The organism is Allobosea sp. P4_H5 (genome assembly GCF_056400825.1).
On sequence record NZ_JBFUKM010000001.1, the window covers coordinates 631,406 to 648,025 of the forward strand.

The following is a 16,620-nucleotide window of genomic DNA, read 5'->3' on the forward strand; positions in this document are numbered from 1 at the left end:
TCGGCAGTTAGCCGCCTGTCGGCTCACGAACAAGGGCGAGCGCCGCGCTGACGGCGTTCGCCGCCGGGCTCGAGCCCGCGCTGCGCATGGTCTGCTCGACCGTCGCGAAGCCGTCGAGCTGGCGCTGCCGGGCCGGGCCATCGGCTGTTGCGGCGAGAAGCGCTCCGGCCAGGGCCTGTGGCGAAGCCTCGTCCTGGATGAATTCCGGTACCACGCTCTCGCCAATGATCAGATTCGGCAGGATTACGCTCGGCAGCTTGATCAGGCGCCGCGCCAGCACGGCTTCCCAGGCCGCGCCGCGATAGGCGGCGACCGTCGGCACCTGCGCCAATGCCAGTTCGAGCGTCACGGTGCCGGAGGCGGCCAGGGCCGCTCTCGCCTCGCGAAAGGCCGCGAGCTTGGCCGCCTCGCCCGTCACGATCTCCGGTTTGACCCGCCAATCGGCGGTGAGTTGCGTGACCGCCTCGACCAGGCGCGGCACGGCGGGCAGCACGAAGCGAGCCTGCGGCAGCTGCTCGGCGACCAAAGCAACCGCTTCGCCGAAGGGCGGCAGCAGATGCCGGATCTCCGAACGCCGGCTGCCTGGCAAGATCAGGATGATCGGAGCCTCCAGATCGTCCCGGCGCGCGGCCTCATCCGGCCCCGGCCGATACTCCTGTAGCCGCTCGATCAGCGGATGGCCGACATAGACGGTTTCCGGTCCACCGAGCCGCGCCAACGCCGCCGGCTCGAAGGGCAAGAGCGCCAGGATCCGGTCAACGTGCGGCTTCATCCGCTTGGCCCGGCCCTGCCGCCAGGCCCAGACGCTCGGGCAGACCCAATGTGCGATCGGCACGGTGGGCGCGAGCCGCCTCACCTTCCTTGCGACGCGCAGGCTGAAATCGGGCGCATCGATGGTGAGCAGGAGATCAGGCTTGAAGGCAGCTGTGGCTCGCGCCGCGTCCGACATCCGACGGAGCAGCAGCGGCAGGCGTGCCACCACCGGGCCAAAGCCCATCACGGCGATGTCTTCCTGCGGAAAGGCGCTGTGCAGCCCCTCCGCGATCAAGGCCTCGCCGCCGACGCCCGAAAGCTCGAGCGAGCGCTCGCCCAGCACGTCGCGCAGCCGCGCGACGAAGCGGGCCCCGAGCGCGTCGCCTGAGGCTTCGCCGGCCACGATGAACAGCCTGAACGGGCGGGTCACGCCACGCCCTCGATGAACAGGCCCGAGGCATCCGCCAGCATCGCCAAGCGCTCACGATCGCCGATCAGAACGCTGCCGGCCTTCACCGCGATGCCGGCAAGGCCTGCGGCGGCGACGCGCGCCAGCGTCTCCGGACCGATCGCCGGCATGTCGACCCTGAGGTCCTGCCCGAGCTTGGGCGCCTTGATCAGCACGCCGTCGCCCTTGCCGGGCTTGAGGCGTCCCGCCTGGACCAGGCCAGCGACGCGCTCGATCATCGCATCGGTGCCTTCCGCCGCCTCGACCGCGACGACGCGATGGTCGGCGACGATCGCTGCCTGCCCGATGTCGAAGGGCGAGAGCGCCGCGAGCAGGTTGAAGCCGGTCGCGATCGCCTCGCGCGCGACGGCAGATGGCTTGTGGCGCCCGAGCGCTCCAACCGGCGCAACGAGATCGGGCGCGAGATCGGCCGGGCCGAGAACGCGCAGCCCCTGACCCTCGAAGAAGGAGACGACGCCGCGCAAGAGATGGTCATCGCCGCCCTGGAAGGCGCGGGCGAAATGCGGCAGGTATTTCAGGGTCGACAATTCCGGCGCCAGCGAGCCGAAGCTCGGCCGCGGCAGGGCGCCGACCATGACGATCTCGTCGATCTGGCGACGCTTGATCTCGTCGAGGAAGCGCCCGAGCTGACCCAGGCGGTATTCCCTGGCATCGTAGGCGGCATAGTCGGCCGGATCGCCCGCGCCGGTGAGCACGGCGACATAGACGCTGGCGCCCTGCGCTACGGCCGCGCCCGCAACCCGCACCGGATAGTCACCACGGCCGGCCAGGACGGCGATACGCCGCCCCTGCGGCCGCCCTGCCGCATCGACCGCCTTTGTGCTCACCGCTCGGGCGCGTTCACGTCGCGCGGCACGGAAATGCCGCGATCGCCGCCGGCGCGGATGAAGTCGAGGATCTCGTGGATCAGCGGATGCTCGGCGAACTCGGCAGCGACGTCTTCGACCCGCTCCGAGAGCGTGCCTTCATCGGCGAAGAGCAGGCGATACGCCCGGCGAAGCTCATGGATCTGCTCGCGCGAGAAGCCGCGGCGCTTGAGGCCGACAAGATTGAGTCCGGCGAGATGGGCCGGATTGTCGCGCACCATCCCGAACGGGATGACGTCGAGCAGGACACCCGAGCCGCCGCCGATGAAGGCGTGATCGCCGATCCGAACGAACTGCTGCAGACCGGTGCCACCGCTGACGATGACGAAATCGCCGACCGTGACGTGCCCGGCGCACATGACGTTGTTCGAGAAGATGACGTTGTTGCCGATCACGCTGTCATGACCGACATGCGAGTTGGCCAAGAACAGGCCGCGATCGCCGACGACGGTCTTCATGCCGCCGCCCTCGGTGCCCGGATTCATCGTCACGCCTTCGCGGATCACGCAATCGGCGCCGATCGTCAGCGTCGACGGCTCGCCCTTGTACTTCAGATCCTGCGGCGGGTGGCCGATCGAGGCAAAGGGATAGATCTTCGTGCGCGGTCCGATCGTCGTGCGCCCGGTAACGACGACGTGGCTGATCAGCTCGACGCCGTCACCAAGGGCGACATCGGGACCGACCGTGCAGAACGGGCCGATCTTGACGCCCGCGCCGAGCTTGGCGGACGGGTCGACGATCGCCATCGGATGGATCGAGGTGCTCATGGCGGAATCCTGCGGCTGGTCGGAAGCGGGAGCGTGCATCGCGGTCCCCCGGCTCACACGACCATGGCCGACAGCTCGGCCTCGGCGACAAGCACGCCGTCGACCCTGGCCTCGCCGCGGTAGAACCAGATGTTGCGCTTGTGCGCCAGCTTGGTCAGGTGGAAGCGCAGCGTGTCGCCCGGAATGACGGGCTTGCGGAACTTCGCCTTGTCGATGGTGGTGAACAGCACGGTGGTGACCGCAAGATCGTCACTGCCACGCGCGCTGACCACAAGCACGCCCGCGGTCTGCGCCATCGCTTCGATCATCAGCACACCGGGGAAGACCGGGCGGCCCGGAAAGTGGCCGGTGAACTGCGGCTCGTTGAAAGTGACGTTCTTGATGCCGACGCCGGACGCATCCCCGTCGATCTCGACGACCTTGTCGACCAGCAGGAACGGATAGCGATGCGGAATGCAGGCCATGATCTTCTGGATATCGGCCACGCCGAGCGCTTTGGTCGCATCCGTCATCGTGTCGTTTCTCCTCGAACGCCCTGCGCCCCGCGCCGAAGCACGTCACCTGTCATACAAAGCTGCTTTTGCCGGAAGTCGGCGTGAGATCAAGCGTTTTCGCCGCCGCTCGGCCCTTTGCCGCGCTTGGCCACGAGTTGCTTGAGCAAGGCAGCCTCGCGCGCCCAGCTCAATGCCGGCTGCGCCGGATAGCCGCCATAGCGCGCCCCGCGCGGAACGTCGCCGGCAACACCGCTCTGCGCCGCGATCTGCGCGCCCATGCCGATGGTCAGATGGCCCGCCAGTCCAACCTGCCCGCCGAGCACGGCGAAATCCTCGAGCGTGCTGGACCCGGCCATGCCGACCTGAGCACAGATCACGCAGTGGCGCCCGACCACGCAGTTATGGCCGATCTGCACGAGGTTATCGATCTTGCTGCCCTCGCCGATCACCGTGTCACGGCTGGCGCCGCGGTCGATCGTCGTGTTGGCGCCGATCTCGACATCGTCCTGAATGATGACGCGGCCGACCTGCGGCACCTTCATGTGCCCTTTCGGGCTCATGGCGAAGCCGAAGCCGTCCTGGCCGATCCGCGCGCCCGGATGGATGATGACGCGGTTGCCGATCAAGGCCGCCTGCAGCGTCGAGCCGGCGCCGACCGAGCATTGCCGCCCGATCCGGACCTGTGGGCCGATGACAGCGCCCGGGCCGATCACCGTGCCGGCGCCGATCTCCGCACCCGGGCCGATCACCGCGCCGGGATCGACCGTGACATCGGCTTCGAGCCGGGCCGTCGCGTGCACGAAAGCGCCGGGAGCAACACCGGCCGAGCCGAACATCGAGCCCGGCCGCAGCGCCTGCGGATGGAAGGTCGACAGCAGCTTGGCGAAGGCATGGTAAGGCGCCGGCGTGACCAGCGCGACGGTGCCGGCCGGCACGCGCTCGGCGAAACGCGGGGAGACAAAGCAGAGCCCGGCCGCCGTCCCGGTCAGCGCCGCGACATATTTCGGGTTGTCCATATAGGCCGCATCGCTGCCACCTGCCGTTTCGAGCGGCGCAATGCCCTCGATCCGGCGCTCGGGATCGACGCCTCCGGGCAAGGCGACACCCGACAAGGAAGCGACCTCGCTGAAGGACAGCGAGGTCGCAATCGGAAAGAAATTGGGATCTGCCATAAATTGATCCGTTGCAGGGCGCGGGAGCGCCCCGCCGGTCAGAAGCGGGCGCCGCCCGAGAAACGGAAGGCCTGCGTACGGTCACCGCCGTACTTGGCAGTAATGCCAGTGCGCGGATCGGTTCCGATCTGACCATCATCCTTCGACAGGGCATAGGCATAGTCGAAGCGGATCGGGCCGAGCGGCGACTGCCAGAGCAAGCTCACGCCGATCGAGGAGCGGATGACGTTCTTGTCACGCACGCAAGCGACGTTGTTCTGGTAGGTGGAGGAGCCCACGTTGACGTTGAACTGACGCCCCTCCGAACCAGCCGGGCAGCCCAGGAAGCTTCCGTTGGTAATGCTCTTCGAGCCGCCGTCATAGTTGAACAGCGTACCGGCATCGGCGAAGATTGCGCCCTTCAGGCCGAGATCGCGCGGCAGGCCGAAGATCGGGAACTGCACTTCGAGCGAGCCGCCGAAATAGGTGGTGCCGCCGAGTGCGTTCGCGGTCGGGTCGTTCGAGACGTCGCGCGGGCCGATGCCGGACGGCGCGAAGCCACGCACCAGCGTCGGTCCGAGGAAGTAGTGGTCGATCATGCGCAGATCGCCGCTGGTCGCCTGGACGTGGCCGCCCTGGATACGAGCGATACCGACGAAGTCCTCGAGGAACTCCTTGTAGTAACGGGCATCGGCGCTGACGCGCAGGAACTTCGAGTCGCCACCGACGCCCGCGAACTCCGGCTTGATCTCGGCGACGAAGCCGTTGCGCGGGTTCTGGTAATTGTCGAGCGAGTTGTAGTTGAAGTTCAGGCCGACCAGCGAGGTCAAGGTGGTGCCCTGAGCCTCCTTGACCGCGACCGTCGCTTCGCCGTTGGTCAAGCAGTTGAAGTTATTCGACGCAGCCGGCGAACCATTCACTACGGGCGTGATCCCGTCGAGCGGCCGGGAGCAGTCGTTATACGGCTTCGCAGCAGTGTTGGGGATCTTGATCTCGGTCGTGTAGATCGAATAGCGCGGCGTGATCGAGAACTCCTCCGTGATCGGGAAGGAGAAGCGGACCTGGCCGCCGGTCACCCGGCTCTCGAAATAACCGATATTGGTGTTGTCGTTGAACTTCGAGAAGAGATCGAAGCCCGCGGCGATCCGATGGCCGAGGAAATACGGCTCGGTGAACGAGAAGTCGATACCCTGGGTGCGCTGGCCCATCGTGCCGGCGATACGGACGAACTGGCCGCGACCGAGGAAGTTCGACTCCGAGAGCGAGACTTCGCCGATGATGCCGTCCGAGGTCGAGTAGCCGCCGGCGATCGAGAACGAGCCGGTCGCCTTGTCCTCGACGTCGATGTTGACGACCACGCGGTCGGGCGCGCTGCCCGGCTCGTTGGTGATGCGGACCTTGTTGAAGAAGCCGAGATTGTTCAGGCGACGCTCGGCGCGGTCGACGAAGACCTTGTTGTAGGCGTCGCCTTCACCGAGATCGAGTTCGCGGCGAACGACATAGTCACGGGTCCGGGTGTTGCCGCGCACGTTGATGCGCTCGACATAGACCCGAGGGCCTTCCTCGACGACATAGGTGATGCCGATCTGCTGGCCGGCCGCGTCACGCTCGCCGCGCGGGCGGACCTGCGCGAAGGCATAGCCGCGCTTGGCCACCTCGGTGGTCAAGGTGACCAGCGAGCGCTCGACGGCCTCGGCATTGTAGGTGTCGCCGGCAGAGGTGTTGACCAGCGACTGCAGCGCAGCCGGATCGACGTCGCGCAGACGAGAATCGACCGCGACATTGCCGACCTTGTATTGCGGGCCTTCATCGAGGGTGACGTCGACGACCCAGCCGCCGGCCGCATCGTCGAAGCGCGCATCGCTCGAAACGATGCGGAAGTCGGCATAGCCGTTCTTCAGGTAATAGCGGCGAATCAGCTCCAGATCGGAATTGATACGGTCGGGATCATAGACGTCGGAGGTCTTGATCCAGCTCAGGAAATTCGACTCGGTCGAGGTCATCAAGCCACGCAGGCGCGACGACGAATAGACGCCGTTGCCGCTGAAGTTGATCGACTTGATGCCGGTCTTGCCGCTTTCCGAGATGGTGAAGACCACGTCCGAGCGGCCGTTCGGCAGCGGCTGGATGCGACCGCTGATCGTGGCAAGGCCATAGCCGGCGCGGCGATAGACTTCCTTGAGGCGCTCGACGTCCGCATCGATGAGCTGCTGGCTCAGCGGACCACGCGCCTTGGACTGGACCTGACCGAGCAGTACCTCGCCCTTCAGGCGGCGGTTGCCCTCGAAGGCGACGCGATTGATCGAGTCGTTCTCCTGGACGGAGACGACGGTCTGCGCCCCGCGGCGGCTGACCTGAACATTGGAGAACAGGCCCGTCGCCATGAGACTCTGGCGAATCTCCTGCGGGTTGTTCGATCCCTGACCTGTCGCATAGGAGCGGATCGTCTCCGCATCGACACGACGGTTGCCTTGGACAATCACGGACTGCGCGAAGACCACGCCGCCGCTGACGGCCACCATGACGGCCGCAAGTCCGACTGATCGAGAGAGCCGCATGCGCAAGGACCGGCTCTGAAGCGTCGACGTCATCGGGTCGCCTATTCCATTCTTTGGGTCACCTCCCCGCGAACGGGGAACCCCGCTACGGGCGAGGCTCGGTGACATTGAAGACCAAACGCTTCTACAAAGTTTCCCGCGGGGTGCAAACCGCCATTGTCGTTAACAAAAGATTTTTGCGGGGGTCGTTGCTGGTAGGTCACGCGCGCCAGCCGAAAAACCGGCCCAGCCCGCGAAAACAGGCCATAAAAAGCCACAATCCATCGATGCAGGCGGCCTTGGCCGCCGATCGTGTCAGCCCCGTGCAAGCTGGTTTGCACGAGGCTGACAGGGCTCAAAGCAATGAGCGGACGTGGACGAGATCGTTCCAGGTCACGAACAGCATCAGCATCAGCACGAGCCCGAGCCCGAGCCGGAATCCGAGCTCCTGCGCGCGCTCGCTCAGGGGTTTTCCCCGCAGCGCCTCGATTGCATAGAACAGCAGGTGCCCGCCATCGAGCATCGGCACCGGGAACAGGTTCATCAGCCCGATCGAGACCGAAAGCAGCGCCGCCAGATTGATCAGCGCCAGGAGCCCGCCGCTGGAGGCGACCATGCCCGAGACCTGGGCGATACGGATCGGCCCCGACAATTGGTCGGTCGATTCCTTCCCCTTGATCAGCTTGGCGATGTAGTCATAGGTCCGCTCGACCACGAACCAGGTCTCGCTCATGCCGAGCAGCACGGATTGGCCGAGGCTGAAATGCTGCGTCGTCCAGTCCTCGGGCTTTGCCGAGGCCTGAACCCCGATGATCCCGAGCCGCTGCTTGCCTAGCGGCGAGGAGGTCTCGACCAGATCGGGCGTCACCGAGAGGACGACCGGGGCGCCGCCCCGCTCGACCGTCACCGGAAAGGTCTCGCCCGGGCGAATCGAGATCGCCCGCTGCAGGTCGGCGAAGCTCTTCACCTCGCGACCATCGACCAACTGGATCAGATCGCCCGACTGAAGGCCGGCGCGCGCCGCCGCTCCGCCCACGGTGACCGCATCGACGCGCGGCGCCAACACCGGCTTGCCGACGAAATAGGCCGTCCCGCCGAAGATCAGGATGGCGAGCAGGAAATTGGCGATCGGCCCCGCGGCGACGATGGCCGCCCGCTCCGCGATCGACTGTGCCGGGAAGGAACGCTCGCGTTCCTCGCGGCTCATGCCGGCGAGCGCAGCGCCATCGGCCGAGCTGGCGGCATCGGCATCGCCCGAGAATTTGACGTAGCCGCCGAGCGGGATCATCGCGAAGCGCCAGCGCGTGCCGTGCCGGTCGTTGAAACCGAACAGTTCGCGGCCGAATCCGATCGAGAAGGTCTTCACATCGACGCCGCACCAGCGCCCGACCAGGAAATGGCCGAGTTCGTGCACGAACACGACGAGGGTGAGGACGAACAGGAACGGCAGCAGATAGCCCAGCAGAAAGCTCGCCGCGTGCCAGACCGATCCGACGATATCCATAAAACTCTCCGGGTTTCCGCCACTAAGTGACAGTGAAGCGGCCCCCGGACAAGAGCGAGCGGGTCCGGTTTCTCGCATCGTGGTCAACGGCGAGCGCCTCCGTGACATCGGAAGGCGGCGACAGGAAGGCACCCGCCATCTGCTCGCAGACGGCCTCGACCAGGGCCGGAATCGCCGGAAAAGCAATGCGTCGATCGAGGAAGGCCTCGACGGCAATCTCGTTGGCGGCGTTCAGCACGGCCGGCATGGCGCCCCCTTCGGCAAGGGCCGCGATGGCGAGGCCCAATGCCGGGAAGCGGACGAGATCGGGACGTTCGAAAGCGAGCGGGCCGGCCGCGACCAGATCGAGGAAACGGCTTTGCGGCGCATCGAGCCTGCCATCGACCCCGAGGCAATGGGCTGCCGCGACGCGCATGTCCGGCACGGCCATGCCGGCGCTGACCGAGCCGTCGCGGAAGGTGACGAGCCCGTGCACGATCTGCTGCGGATGGACCAGCACGTCGAACTGGTCGGCGCCCAGCCCGAACAGGAACGAGGCCTCGATCAGCTCCAGCCCCTTGTTCATCATGCTGGCCGAATCGATCGTGATCTTGGCGCCCATCGCATAGTTCGGATGGGCGAGCGCCTGTTCCGGCGTGGCGGCGGCGATCCTGTCGGCCGGCCAGGTCCGGAACGGCCCGCCCGAGGCGGTCAACGTCATCGTGCGGACAGCCGAGATCGGCTCAGCTCCCAGCACCTGGAACAGGGCATTGTGCTCGGAATCGAGCGGCAGCATGCGGGCGCCGACAGCGCTTGCCCGCGCCATCACCGCGGTACCGGCGCAGACCAGGCTTTCCTTGTTGGCGAGCGCGACGACCCGGCCCGGCGTCAGCGCTGCAAAGGTCGCCTCCAGCCCGGCCGCCCCCGAGATGGCGCTGACCACGATATCGCTATCGAGCGAAACCGCCTCGAGCACCGCCTCCCGGCCGGCGCCATGGCGGATGCCGCTGCCGGCCAGCGCCGCGGCGAGCTCTGCGCCCTGCCCTTCATCCGCGATCGCGGCGAAGCTCGCCCCGGTCTCGCGGGCAATCTGCGCCAGCCCGGCCGCATCCCGGCCGGCGACCAGCGCAGCGATCCGCAGCCGCTCCGGATTCTCGGCAATGACGGCGCGCGTCGAGCGGCCGATGGAGCCGGTGGCTCCCAATATGGTGACTGTACGAGGCATCTGGTGGTCAGTGTCCCAGGCGCGCCAGATAAAGCAGCAGGCCGGCGAAGACCAGCACGGCCCAGTAGCCGTCCAGCCGGTCGAGGAAGCCGCCATGGCCGGGAATGAGGCGGCTCGAATCCTTGGTGCCGAAGCGCCGCTTGATCGACGATTCGAACAGATCGCCGGCCTGGCTCGCGACGGACGCGGCGAGCGAGACGGCGAGCACCGGCCAGAGGCCCGATGGCAGCCCCGGGAAGAACCAGGCCCAGACCGCCGTAGCGCACAAGGTCCCGGCCAGGGCACCGCCGAGCGCGCCCGACCAGGTCTTCTTCGGGCTGACGCGCGGCAGCAGCTTCGGCCCACCCAGCGCGCGCCCGGTGAAATAGGCGGCGATATCGGTGAGCCAGACCACCGCGAAGGTCCAGATGATCAAGGCCAGCCCGAGCTCGGGCGTCTCGCGCAGCGCCGGCGTCACCAGCGCGAAGCAGAGCGCATAGGCGACGCCGCAAGCTTCGAGCAGGCGCTGGTTGCCGGTCTGTGTCGTCGCGATCGCGGCGACCAATCCCGCCAGGGCCGACACGCCCGCGAGCGCCGCGGCGCTCAAGGGCAGAAAGCCGAACGCGAGCCCGGCCAATCCGACGCCGATTCCAGCCGCGACCGCGTTCCTGCGGCTGACCATGGTCAGCCATTCATAGGCGACGACGCCGGCAACGGCGGTCCAGATCAGGCGGAAGGGCCAGCCACCGAACAAGGTGACACCAAGGATGACCACGGCAAGTACCAGCGCCGATATGACCCGCAGGCGAAGTTCGGATGCGCCCGCGCCGGCGCCGGCCGCATTCACGCGACCCCCATCTTGGCTTCGGCCGGTTGGCCGACGCCGCCATAGCGGCGTTCGCGGCGATGGAACTCGGCCAGCGCATCCTCGAGCGCCTTGCGGTCGAAATCCGGCCAGAGCACCGGCGTGAAGATGAATTCGGCATAGGCCGCCTGCCAGAGCAGGAAGTTCGAGATACGGGTCTCGCCCGAGGTCCGGATCACCAGATCCGGATCCGGGAGCGCGCCGGTGTCGAAATGCGACGACAGCATCGCCTCGTCGATCGCTTCGGGAGCGAGTCGGCCGGCCACCGCCTCCTGCGCCAGGCGCCGCGCCACGCGTGTGATCTCGTCGCGCGAGCCGTAGTTGAAGGCGACGACCAGGGTGAGACCGGTATTGCCCGCCGTCATCGTCTCGGCCCGCTCCACGAGCGCGCGCAGGTCGGGCGGGAGATTCTCGCGGTTTCCGATGATCCGCACGCATACGCCGGCCTGTTTCAGCTCGGCGAGATCGTTCTCGACGAAGCGGCGCAGCAGCCCCATCAGGAAGGAGACCTCGGTGATCGGCCGGCGCCAGTTCTCGGTCGAGAACGAATAGAGCGTCAGGACGCGGATGCCGAGATCGGCGGCATTGCGCACCGTGCGACGCAACGCTTCGAGCCCGCGCCGATGCCCTTCCTGCCGCGGCAGGCCACGCATCTGCGCCCAGCGGCCATTGCCGTCCATGATGATGGCGACATGGGCGGGAACTGCCGGGCGCGCGCCGTCTGACATCAAATGCCTCTTCCGGGCCAAACGTTCATGCGTCGATGATACAGGACGGTACCGCGTCGCGCACTTTAGACGTGCAGGATTTCCTTTTCCTTGGCGGCAAGCGACTGGTCGATATCGCCGATATGCTTGTCGGTCGCCTTCTGGACGAGGTCGGTCTGCTTGGTGACGTCGTCCTTGGGCATATGCCCGTCCTTCTCCAGCTTCTTGATCAGGTCCATGCCATCGCGGCGCACATGCCGGACGGCCACCTTGGCATCTTCGGCATATTTGTGCGCGACCTTGACCATTTCCTTGCGGCGCTGCTCGTTGAGCTCCGGAATGCGGATGCGCAGCACCTGGCCCTCGGTCTGGGGGTTGAGGCCGAGGTCGGATTCACGGATCGCCTTCTCCACCGCCTGGACCATGCTGCGGTCCCAGACCTGCACCGAGAGCAGGCGCGGCTCGGGCACGCTGACGGTGGCAAGCTGGCTCAGCGGCGTGCGCGCGCCATAAGCCTCGACCGTGATCGGATCGAGCACATTGGCCGAGGCGCGGCCGGTGCGCAGCGAAGCCAGGTCGCTCTTGAATTTCTGCACGCCGCCGTCCATGCGGCGATTGATATCGGCGAGATCGAAAGTGGTCTGGGCCATCGTCTTCAAAACCTTGTCGAAACCCGGCAAACGCAACGCCGGAAATGCGCGCGACCATGGCGAGCAGCCGTCGCAGGGTCAAGGATTTATGCGTCAACAGCATTTTCCTCGACTGGTCCGCAAGCAGAATCGGAATTCCCCGGCTTTTTGCATGACCGGCAAGGATCGCCTGAGTTCTGGCCAAGACCAGGAGCACATCCTAGCTCAAGCTAAGGGCCGCACGAACGATCCCGGCCCCGCGAGGAGGATATCCCATGCCCCGGCTGAACCGCATCGTCGAAACCGCGCTCTATGTCGACGATCTCGACCGCGCCGCCGCGTTCTACGAGGGGACGCTGGAGCTCTCGTCCATGCTCAAGACCAGGACGCTGTTCGCCTACGACATCGGCGGCCAGAACGTCCTGTTATTGTTCCTGCGCGGCGCCTCGATCGAGACGCAGATGTCGGAACGCGGCAGCATCCCGCCGCATGACGGCCATGGACCGCTGCACATCTGCTTTGCCATCGACGCCGACGATCTCGCCTCATGGGAGGAGCGACTCGGGCAGCACGGCGTCGAGATCGAGGGCCGCATGCGCTGGAATCGCGGCGGGACAAGCCTCTATTTCCGCGATCCAGACGGCCATCTGCTCGAGATCATGACGCCCGGCAACTGGCCGAACTACTAATCCGTTAGGGCGTTACGTAGGTCGCCCTGCCCTCGCCGCGCAGCACGGCCGCGAGCATGCCCGGCGCGGCGATCGAGAAGACGACGATGGTGAGCGCGGCATCGCGCGCGAGTGCGAAAGCAGCAGTATCCATCACCTTGAGATCGCGCCTGATCGCGTCCTCATGGGTCAGCGTATCGTAGCGGGTCGCGCTCGGATCCTTCTTCGGATCGGCCGAATAGACGCCGTCGACCTGCGTCGCCTTGAGGAGATGGCTGCAATCGAGCTCGGCAGCGCGCAAGGCCGCACCGGTATCGGTCGTGAAATAGGGATTGCCGGTGCCGCCACCAAGGATGACGACCTTGCCGTTGGTGAGATGGTCGAGTGCCCGCTTGCGGGCATAGCTCTCGCAGAGCGAGGGCATCGGTACCGCCGACATGGCGCGCGCCGGAGCGCCGGCGCTCTCGATCGCATGTTCGAGCGCGAGCGCGTTCATCACCGTGCCCAGCATGCCGATCGAGTCGGCGCTGGTGCGGTCGAGCCCCTTGGTGAGCCCCTGGACGCCGCGGAAGAAATTGCCGCCGCCGACCACGATGCCGATCTCAACACCCTCGCGCGAGGCATGGGCGATGTCGGCGGCGAGCGCAGTGAGCGTAGCGCCGTCGAGGCCGTTTCCTTGAGGCCCGGCAAGGGCTTCGCCGGAGAGCTTCACGAGAACGCGTTTAGGTCTCATCGGGGCTCTCCTTGGTTCGCAACTGAAACAGGCCGAATCGACCACAGCCTCTTCTTACAAAAAAGGCCGCGCGAGGCGCGGCCTTTCTGAACGCTATCAACGAGCTTGTCAGCCCGTGGTGCCGCCGGCGGCGGCGACCTCGGCCGCGAAATCGGTCTCTTCCTTCTCGATGCCCTCGCCGAGCGCGAAGCGGGCGAAGCCGGTGAGCTTGAGCGGGCCGCCGACCTTGCCTTCGGCCTCCTTCAGCACCTGGGCGACCGACTTCGAGCCGTCATGGATATAGGCCTGCTCGAGCAGGCAGTATTCCTTGGCGTAGCTCTTCAGGCCGCTCTCGACGATCTTGGCGAGCACGTGCTCGGGCTTGCCGGCGTTCTTCTCGGCCAGGATCGCCTTCTCACGCTCCAGCACGGCCGGGTCGACCGAAGCAAGGTCGAGCGCGACCGGGTTGGTCGCGGCGACGTGCATGGCGAGCTGGCGGCCTAGGCCGGCGAGCTCGTCACCCTTGCCGCTGGTCTCCAGGCCGACGATGACGCCGATCTTGCCGAGACCGTCGGCGACCGCGCCATGGACATAGGAGCCGATCACGCCGGCCGAGACGGAGACCTGCGCAACGCGGCGCAGCGTCATGTTCTCGCCGATCGTGGCGATGGCGTTGGCGATCGCGTCGGCGACGGTGCCGCCGCCCGGATAGTGATGGGCAGCCAGCGCCTCGACGTCGCCGCCGCGCTCGAGCGCGACATCGGCGATGGTGCGGGCCAGAGCCTGGAATTCGAGATTGCGGGCGACGAAGTCGGTCTCGGAGTTGACCTCGACTACGACACCGCTGTTGCCGCGCACGACGACGGCGACGAGGCCCTCGGCGGCGACGCGGCCGGCCTTCTTGGCGGCCTTGGACAGGCCCTTGGCGCGCAGCCAGTCGATGGCGGCTTCCATGTTGCCGTCGACGGCCGAGAGCGCGGTCTTGCAGTCCATCATGCCCGCGCCGGTCTTGTCGCGGAGTTCCTTCACCATGCCGGCGGTGATCGCAGCCATTTGCGTCGTCCTTGCTGTCTTGCGGCCTTCACCCGGTGGCGCGCCGCATCGTCGAAAAAGCGAAGCCTCGATCGGCAAACGCCGACGCTCCGTTTCCGGCGTCGGCGCTGCTTGAGCTTCAATCAGGTATCGAAGTGCGACGCGCCGATGACGCGCCGCGGTCTCGAACAATCAGGCGTCGGCGAGATCGCGCGCCTGGGCAACCCAGCCCTGGCTCTCGATGCGGCCGGCGAGCTTCAGATCGTGATCGACCTTGGTGACATCCGCCGGGCTCATGGCAGCGACCTGCCAGAAGTGGAAGATACCGCCATCGTTGAGCTTCTGCACGATCTCCGGGCCCATGCCCGAGAGCTTCATGAAGTCGTCCGGCGCGCCGCGCGGCCCGGTCAGCAGCTCGAAGGCCTGAGCCTGGCCTTCGACAGCCACCGGCTCGTCAATCGCCGGCTCGACGATCGGGGCCTCGGCGGCGCCGAGGTCGATGCCATGGTCGCCCGAAGCGCGCGAGATGCCGTCGATGGCCGAGCGGGCGACGAGGTCGCAATAGAGCTGGATGGCGCGGCCGGCGTCGTCATTGGCCGGGACCGGGAAGGTGATGCCGTCCGGATCGCTGTTCGAGTCGATGATGGCCGCGACCGGGATGCCGAGGCGCTGGGCCTCCTTGATCGCGAGCGCTTCCTTGTTGGTGTCGATCACGAAGATCATGTCGGGCGTGCCGCCCATGTCCTTGATGCCGCCGAGCGCCTTCTCGAGCTTGTCGCGCTCGCGCGCCAGCATCAGGCGCTCCTTCTTGGTCAGGCCAGAGCCGCCGCCGGAGAGCAGCTCGTCGACCTTGCGCAGGCGCTGGATCGAGGCCGAGATGGTCTTCCAGTTGGTCAGCATGCCGCCGAGCCAGCGGGAGTTGACATAGTACTGGGCCGAGCGCTTGGCAGCATCGGCGATGGCATCCTGCGCCTGGCGCTTGGTGCCGACAAAGAGGACGCGGCCGCCGCGGGCGACGGTGTCGCTGACCGCCTGCAGGGCGCGCGAGAGCATCGGCACCGACTGCGACAGGTCGAGGATGTGGATGTTGTTGCGGGTCCCGTAGATGAACGGCGACATCTTCGGGTTCCAGCGGTGCGACTGGTGGCCGAAATGGGCGCCGGCCTCGAGCAGCTGACGCATGGAGAAATCGGGCAGAGCCATGGTATTCTTGTCCTTCCGGTTGAGCCTCTGGGGAGCGAATGAGCCGGCCATAAGCTGACCAGTCACCGGAACGCCTCGGTGTCGAGGTGATGCTCCCCATGTGGGATAAGGCGCGCCTTACACGCCATGGCGCCGGAATGCAAGGCTTGCAGTCGGCTCGTCAGAGCGACCCGACCTCGTAGGCGACGTCGTAAGCCCCCGGCACGGCGCGTTCCAGCAAGGGGCGCACGCGCGCCAGATGGCTGGCGAGACGCTCGTCGCGGGCAAAGCGCAGCGCCGCCGCCTCGGATTCGAACATCGTCACCAGGACGACATCGCGATCCTCGCGCGAGCGGAACAATCGCCCGCCGATCAAACCCTCGACCTTGCCGCGGACGGCATGGTGCTGGGCGAGTTGCAGCTCCATGAACTCAGCGAAGCACTCGGGCTTCGGCGTGATGACGCTGATGTTGACGACCGGTTGATCGGGCATGCCCGGCTCCTTCGATGCAGATGCAGGAGCCGGGTCTATGCGACCTCGAGTACGGTTGAGGTCAAGCCGCGCCCCGCCAAAACCTGGCAGGAGCGGCCTCAATGGCGCTTACTTCGGCAGCGAGGAGGCTGCGAGTTTCACGGCGTCACCGAGCTGCTTGCAGAAGGCTGCGGCCGTGCTGCCCTGCGCCTTCGAAACCACCTCGATATCCTGGGTCACGCCCATCATCGAGAGCGTGCCCTTCTTGCCGAGCGCCTCGGCGGCATCGCCTGCGCTCTTGTCGGCCGGCAGCGGGATCAGGGCCAGCACCTTGGTCTGGATCTCGACGACGTCCGCCCCGACATGCCCCTTCTCGGCGCAGTAGCTGATGACGCCGAGCTGGTTGCGGCCGGCCTGATAGGCGGCAGCGAGCTGATCCGCGGGGTTCTGGGCGAAAGCCTGGCCACTGGACAGTGCGGCGAGCACGGCAAAAGCACTGAAACGCTTGAAGGAAAACAGCATGATAATCTCTCTCAAGTTGAAAGCACCCGCAGATGCACGCTCAACTTTCCCAGCGCCGGAGTGGCCTTCCGCGGGATACGGCAAGCCGCCCGGGCGCGCTGCGAAAG

Annotated in this window: 17 protein-coding genes; 1 reads left to right on the top strand and 16 read right to left on the bottom strand. The window is 66.6% G+C overall.

Translation table 11 applies throughout. The features are described from left to right. Window positions 1-7: 7 nt before the first annotated feature. The 11 genes from lpxB to frr all read right to left on the bottom strand — a co-directional run bounded on the left by lpxB (window position 8) and on the right by frr (window position 11,946). Window positions 8-1,183 (bottom strand): lipid-A-disaccharide synthase, encoded by a 1,176-nt coding sequence (gene lpxB, locus AC1DS0_RS03040; protein ID WP_476812897.1) that lies wholly within the window; start codon window positions 1,181-1,183, stop codon window positions 8-10. Next, on the bottom strand, window positions 1,180-2,049 hold the full coding sequence (locus tag AC1DS0_RS03045; protein WP_476812898.1) for an LpxI family protein: 870 nt from the start codon (window positions 2,047-2,049) through the stop codon (window positions 1,180-1,182). Before AC1DS0_RS03045 ends, lpxB begins: the two co-directional genes overlap by 4 nt. Further along, window positions 2,046-2,855: an acyl-ACP--UDP-N-acetylglucosamine O-acyltransferase gene (gene lpxA / locus AC1DS0_RS03050; RefSeq protein WP_476812899.1), complete on the bottom strand. Its 810-nt coding sequence runs from the start codon at window positions 2,853-2,855 to the stop codon at window positions 2,046-2,048. Before lpxA ends, AC1DS0_RS03045 begins: the two co-directional genes overlap by 4 nt. A gap of 53 nt (window positions 2,856-2,908) precedes the next feature. After that, window positions 2,909-3,367: a 3-hydroxyacyl-ACP dehydratase FabZ gene (gene fabZ / locus AC1DS0_RS03055; protein ID WP_091828735.1), complete on the bottom strand. Its 459-nt coding sequence runs from the start codon at window positions 3,365-3,367 to the stop codon at window positions 2,909-2,911. Between the two features lie 89 nt (window positions 3,368-3,456). Beyond that, entirely contained in the window at window positions 3,457-4,521 is a 1,065-nt protein-coding gene (gene lpxD, locus AC1DS0_RS03060) for a UDP-3-O-(3-hydroxymyristoyl)glucosamine N-acyltransferase (protein ID WP_476812900.1), read from the bottom strand. Between the two features lie 38 nt (window positions 4,522-4,559). Then, on the bottom strand, window positions 4,560-7,091 hold the full coding sequence (gene bamA, locus AC1DS0_RS03065) for an outer membrane protein assembly factor BamA (RefSeq protein ID WP_476812901.1): 2,532 nt from the start codon (window positions 7,089-7,091) through the stop codon (window positions 4,560-4,562). 301 nt (window positions 7,092-7,392) lie between these two features. Then, window positions 7,393-8,541 carry an RIP metalloprotease RseP gene (gene rseP / locus AC1DS0_RS03070; protein ID WP_476812902.1) on the bottom strand — a complete coding sequence of 383 codons (1,149 nt, stop codon included), beginning with the start codon at window positions 8,539-8,541 and terminating at the stop codon, window positions 7,393-7,395. A gap of 22 nt (window positions 8,542-8,563) precedes the next feature. After that, the gene (gene dxr / locus AC1DS0_RS03075) at window positions 8,564-9,745 is read right to left on the bottom strand and encodes a 1-deoxy-D-xylulose-5-phosphate reductoisomerase (RefSeq protein WP_476812903.1); all 1,182 of its coding nucleotides are present in this window, start codon (window positions 9,743-9,745) and stop codon (window positions 8,564-8,566) included. A 7-nt stretch (window positions 9,746-9,752) separates the two neighbouring features. Then, window positions 9,753-10,571 (bottom strand): phosphatidate cytidylyltransferase, encoded by an 819-nt coding sequence (locus tag AC1DS0_RS03080; RefSeq protein ID WP_476812904.1) that lies wholly within the window; start codon window positions 10,569-10,571, stop codon window positions 9,753-9,755. Then, entirely contained in the window at window positions 10,568-11,317 is a 750-nt protein-coding gene (locus AC1DS0_RS03085; protein ID WP_476812905.1) for an isoprenyl transferase, read from the bottom strand. Before AC1DS0_RS03085 ends, AC1DS0_RS03080 begins: the two co-directional genes overlap by 4 nt. 65 nt (window positions 11,318-11,382) lie before the next feature. Further along, window positions 11,383-11,946, bottom strand: coding sequence for a ribosome recycling factor (gene frr, locus AC1DS0_RS03090; protein WP_476812906.1), 564 nt, complete (start codon window positions 11,944-11,946; stop codon window positions 11,383-11,385). Between the two features lie 254 nt (window positions 11,947-12,200). Here frr and AC1DS0_RS03095 point away from each other — a divergent pair, with 254 nt between their 5' ends. Continuing rightward, window positions 12,201-12,614, top strand: coding sequence for a VOC family protein (locus tag AC1DS0_RS03095; protein WP_476812907.1), 414 nt, complete (start codon window positions 12,201-12,203; stop codon window positions 12,612-12,614). 4 nt (window positions 12,615-12,618) lie between these two features. Here AC1DS0_RS03095 and pyrH read toward each other — a convergent pair whose 3' ends face one another. The 5 genes from pyrH to AC1DS0_RS03120 all read right to left on the bottom strand — a co-directional run bounded on the left by pyrH (window position 12,619) and on the right by AC1DS0_RS03120 (window position 16,513). Continuing rightward, window positions 12,619-13,326 (bottom strand): UMP kinase, encoded by a 708-nt coding sequence (gene pyrH / locus AC1DS0_RS03100; protein WP_476812908.1) that lies wholly within the window; start codon window positions 13,324-13,326, stop codon window positions 12,619-12,621. 108 nt (window positions 13,327-13,434) lie between these two features. Next, the gene (tsf, locus tag AC1DS0_RS03105) at window positions 13,435-14,358 is read right to left on the bottom strand and encodes a translation elongation factor Ts (RefSeq protein ID WP_476812909.1); all 924 of its coding nucleotides are present in this window, start codon (window positions 14,356-14,358) and stop codon (window positions 13,435-13,437) included. 171 nt (window positions 14,359-14,529) lie between these two features. Beyond that, on the bottom strand, window positions 14,530-15,540 hold the full coding sequence (locus AC1DS0_RS03110) for a 30S ribosomal protein S2 (protein ID WP_476812910.1): 1,011 nt from the start codon (window positions 15,538-15,540) through the stop codon (window positions 14,530-14,532). Between the two features lie 160 nt (window positions 15,541-15,700). Then, complete coding sequence (locus tag AC1DS0_RS03115; RefSeq protein ID WP_476812911.1) at window positions 15,701-16,012, bottom strand: antibiotic biosynthesis monooxygenase family protein; 312 nt, start codon at window positions 16,010-16,012, stop codon at window positions 15,701-15,703. 108 nt (window positions 16,013-16,120) lie between these two features. After that, window positions 16,121-16,513 (bottom strand): pore-forming ESAT-6 family protein, encoded by a 393-nt coding sequence (locus AC1DS0_RS03120; protein ID WP_476812912.1) that lies wholly within the window; start codon window positions 16,511-16,513, stop codon window positions 16,121-16,123. Between the last annotated feature and the right edge of the window lie 107 nt (window positions 16,514-16,620).

Bases quoted from the DNA above. Each gene is read 5' to 3' on its own strand.
- AC1DS0_RS03110 (WP_476812910.1), bottom strand. From the start codon at position 15,540: ATGGCTCTGCCCGATTTCTCCATGCGTCAGCTGCTCGAGGCCGGCGCC.
- AC1DS0_RS03120 (WP_476812912.1), bottom strand. From the start codon at position 16,513: ATGCTGTTTTCCTTCAAGCGTTTCAGTGCTTTTGCCGTGCTCGCCGCA.
- AC1DS0_RS03115 (WP_476812911.1), bottom strand. From the start codon at position 16,012: ATGCCCGATCAACCGGTCGTCAACATCAGCGTCATCACGCCGAAGCCC.
- AC1DS0_RS03085 (WP_476812905.1), bottom strand. From the start codon at position 11,317: ATGTCAGACGGCGCGCGCCCGGCAGTTCCCGCCCATGTCGCCATCATC.
- fabZ (WP_091828735.1), bottom strand. From the start codon at position 3,367: ATGACGGATGCGACCAAAGCGCTCGGCGTGGCCGATATCCAGAAGATC.
- frr (WP_476812906.1), bottom strand. From the start codon at position 11,946: ATGGCCCAGACCACTTTCGATCTCGCCGATATCAATCGCCGCATGGAC.
- rseP (WP_476812902.1), bottom strand. From the start codon at position 8,541: ATGGATATCGTCGGATCGGTCTGGCACGCGGCGAGCTTTCTGCTGGGC.
- pyrH (WP_476812908.1), bottom strand. From the start codon at position 13,326: ATGAGACCTAAACGCGTTCTCGTGAAGCTCTCCGGCGAAGCCCTTGCC.
- dxr (WP_476812903.1), bottom strand. From the start codon at position 9,745: ATGCCTCGTACAGTCACCATATTGGGAGCCACCGGCTCCATCGGCCGC.
- tsf (WP_476812909.1), bottom strand. From the start codon at position 14,358: ATGGCTGCGATCACCGCCGGCATGGTGAAGGAACTCCGCGACAAGACC.
- lpxD (WP_476812900.1), bottom strand. From the start codon at position 4,521: ATGGCAGATCCCAATTTCTTTCCGATTGCGACCTCGCTGTCCTTCAGC.
- bamA (WP_476812901.1), bottom strand. From the start codon at position 7,091: ATGACGTCGACGCTTCAGAGCCGGTCCTTGCGCATGCGGCTCTCTCGA.
- lpxA (WP_476812899.1), bottom strand. From the start codon at position 2,855: ATGAGCACCTCGATCCATCCGATGGCGATCGTCGACCCGTCCGCCAAG.
- AC1DS0_RS03095 (WP_476812907.1), top strand. From the start codon at position 12,201: ATGCCCCGGCTGAACCGCATCGTCGAAACCGCGCTCTATGTCGACGAT.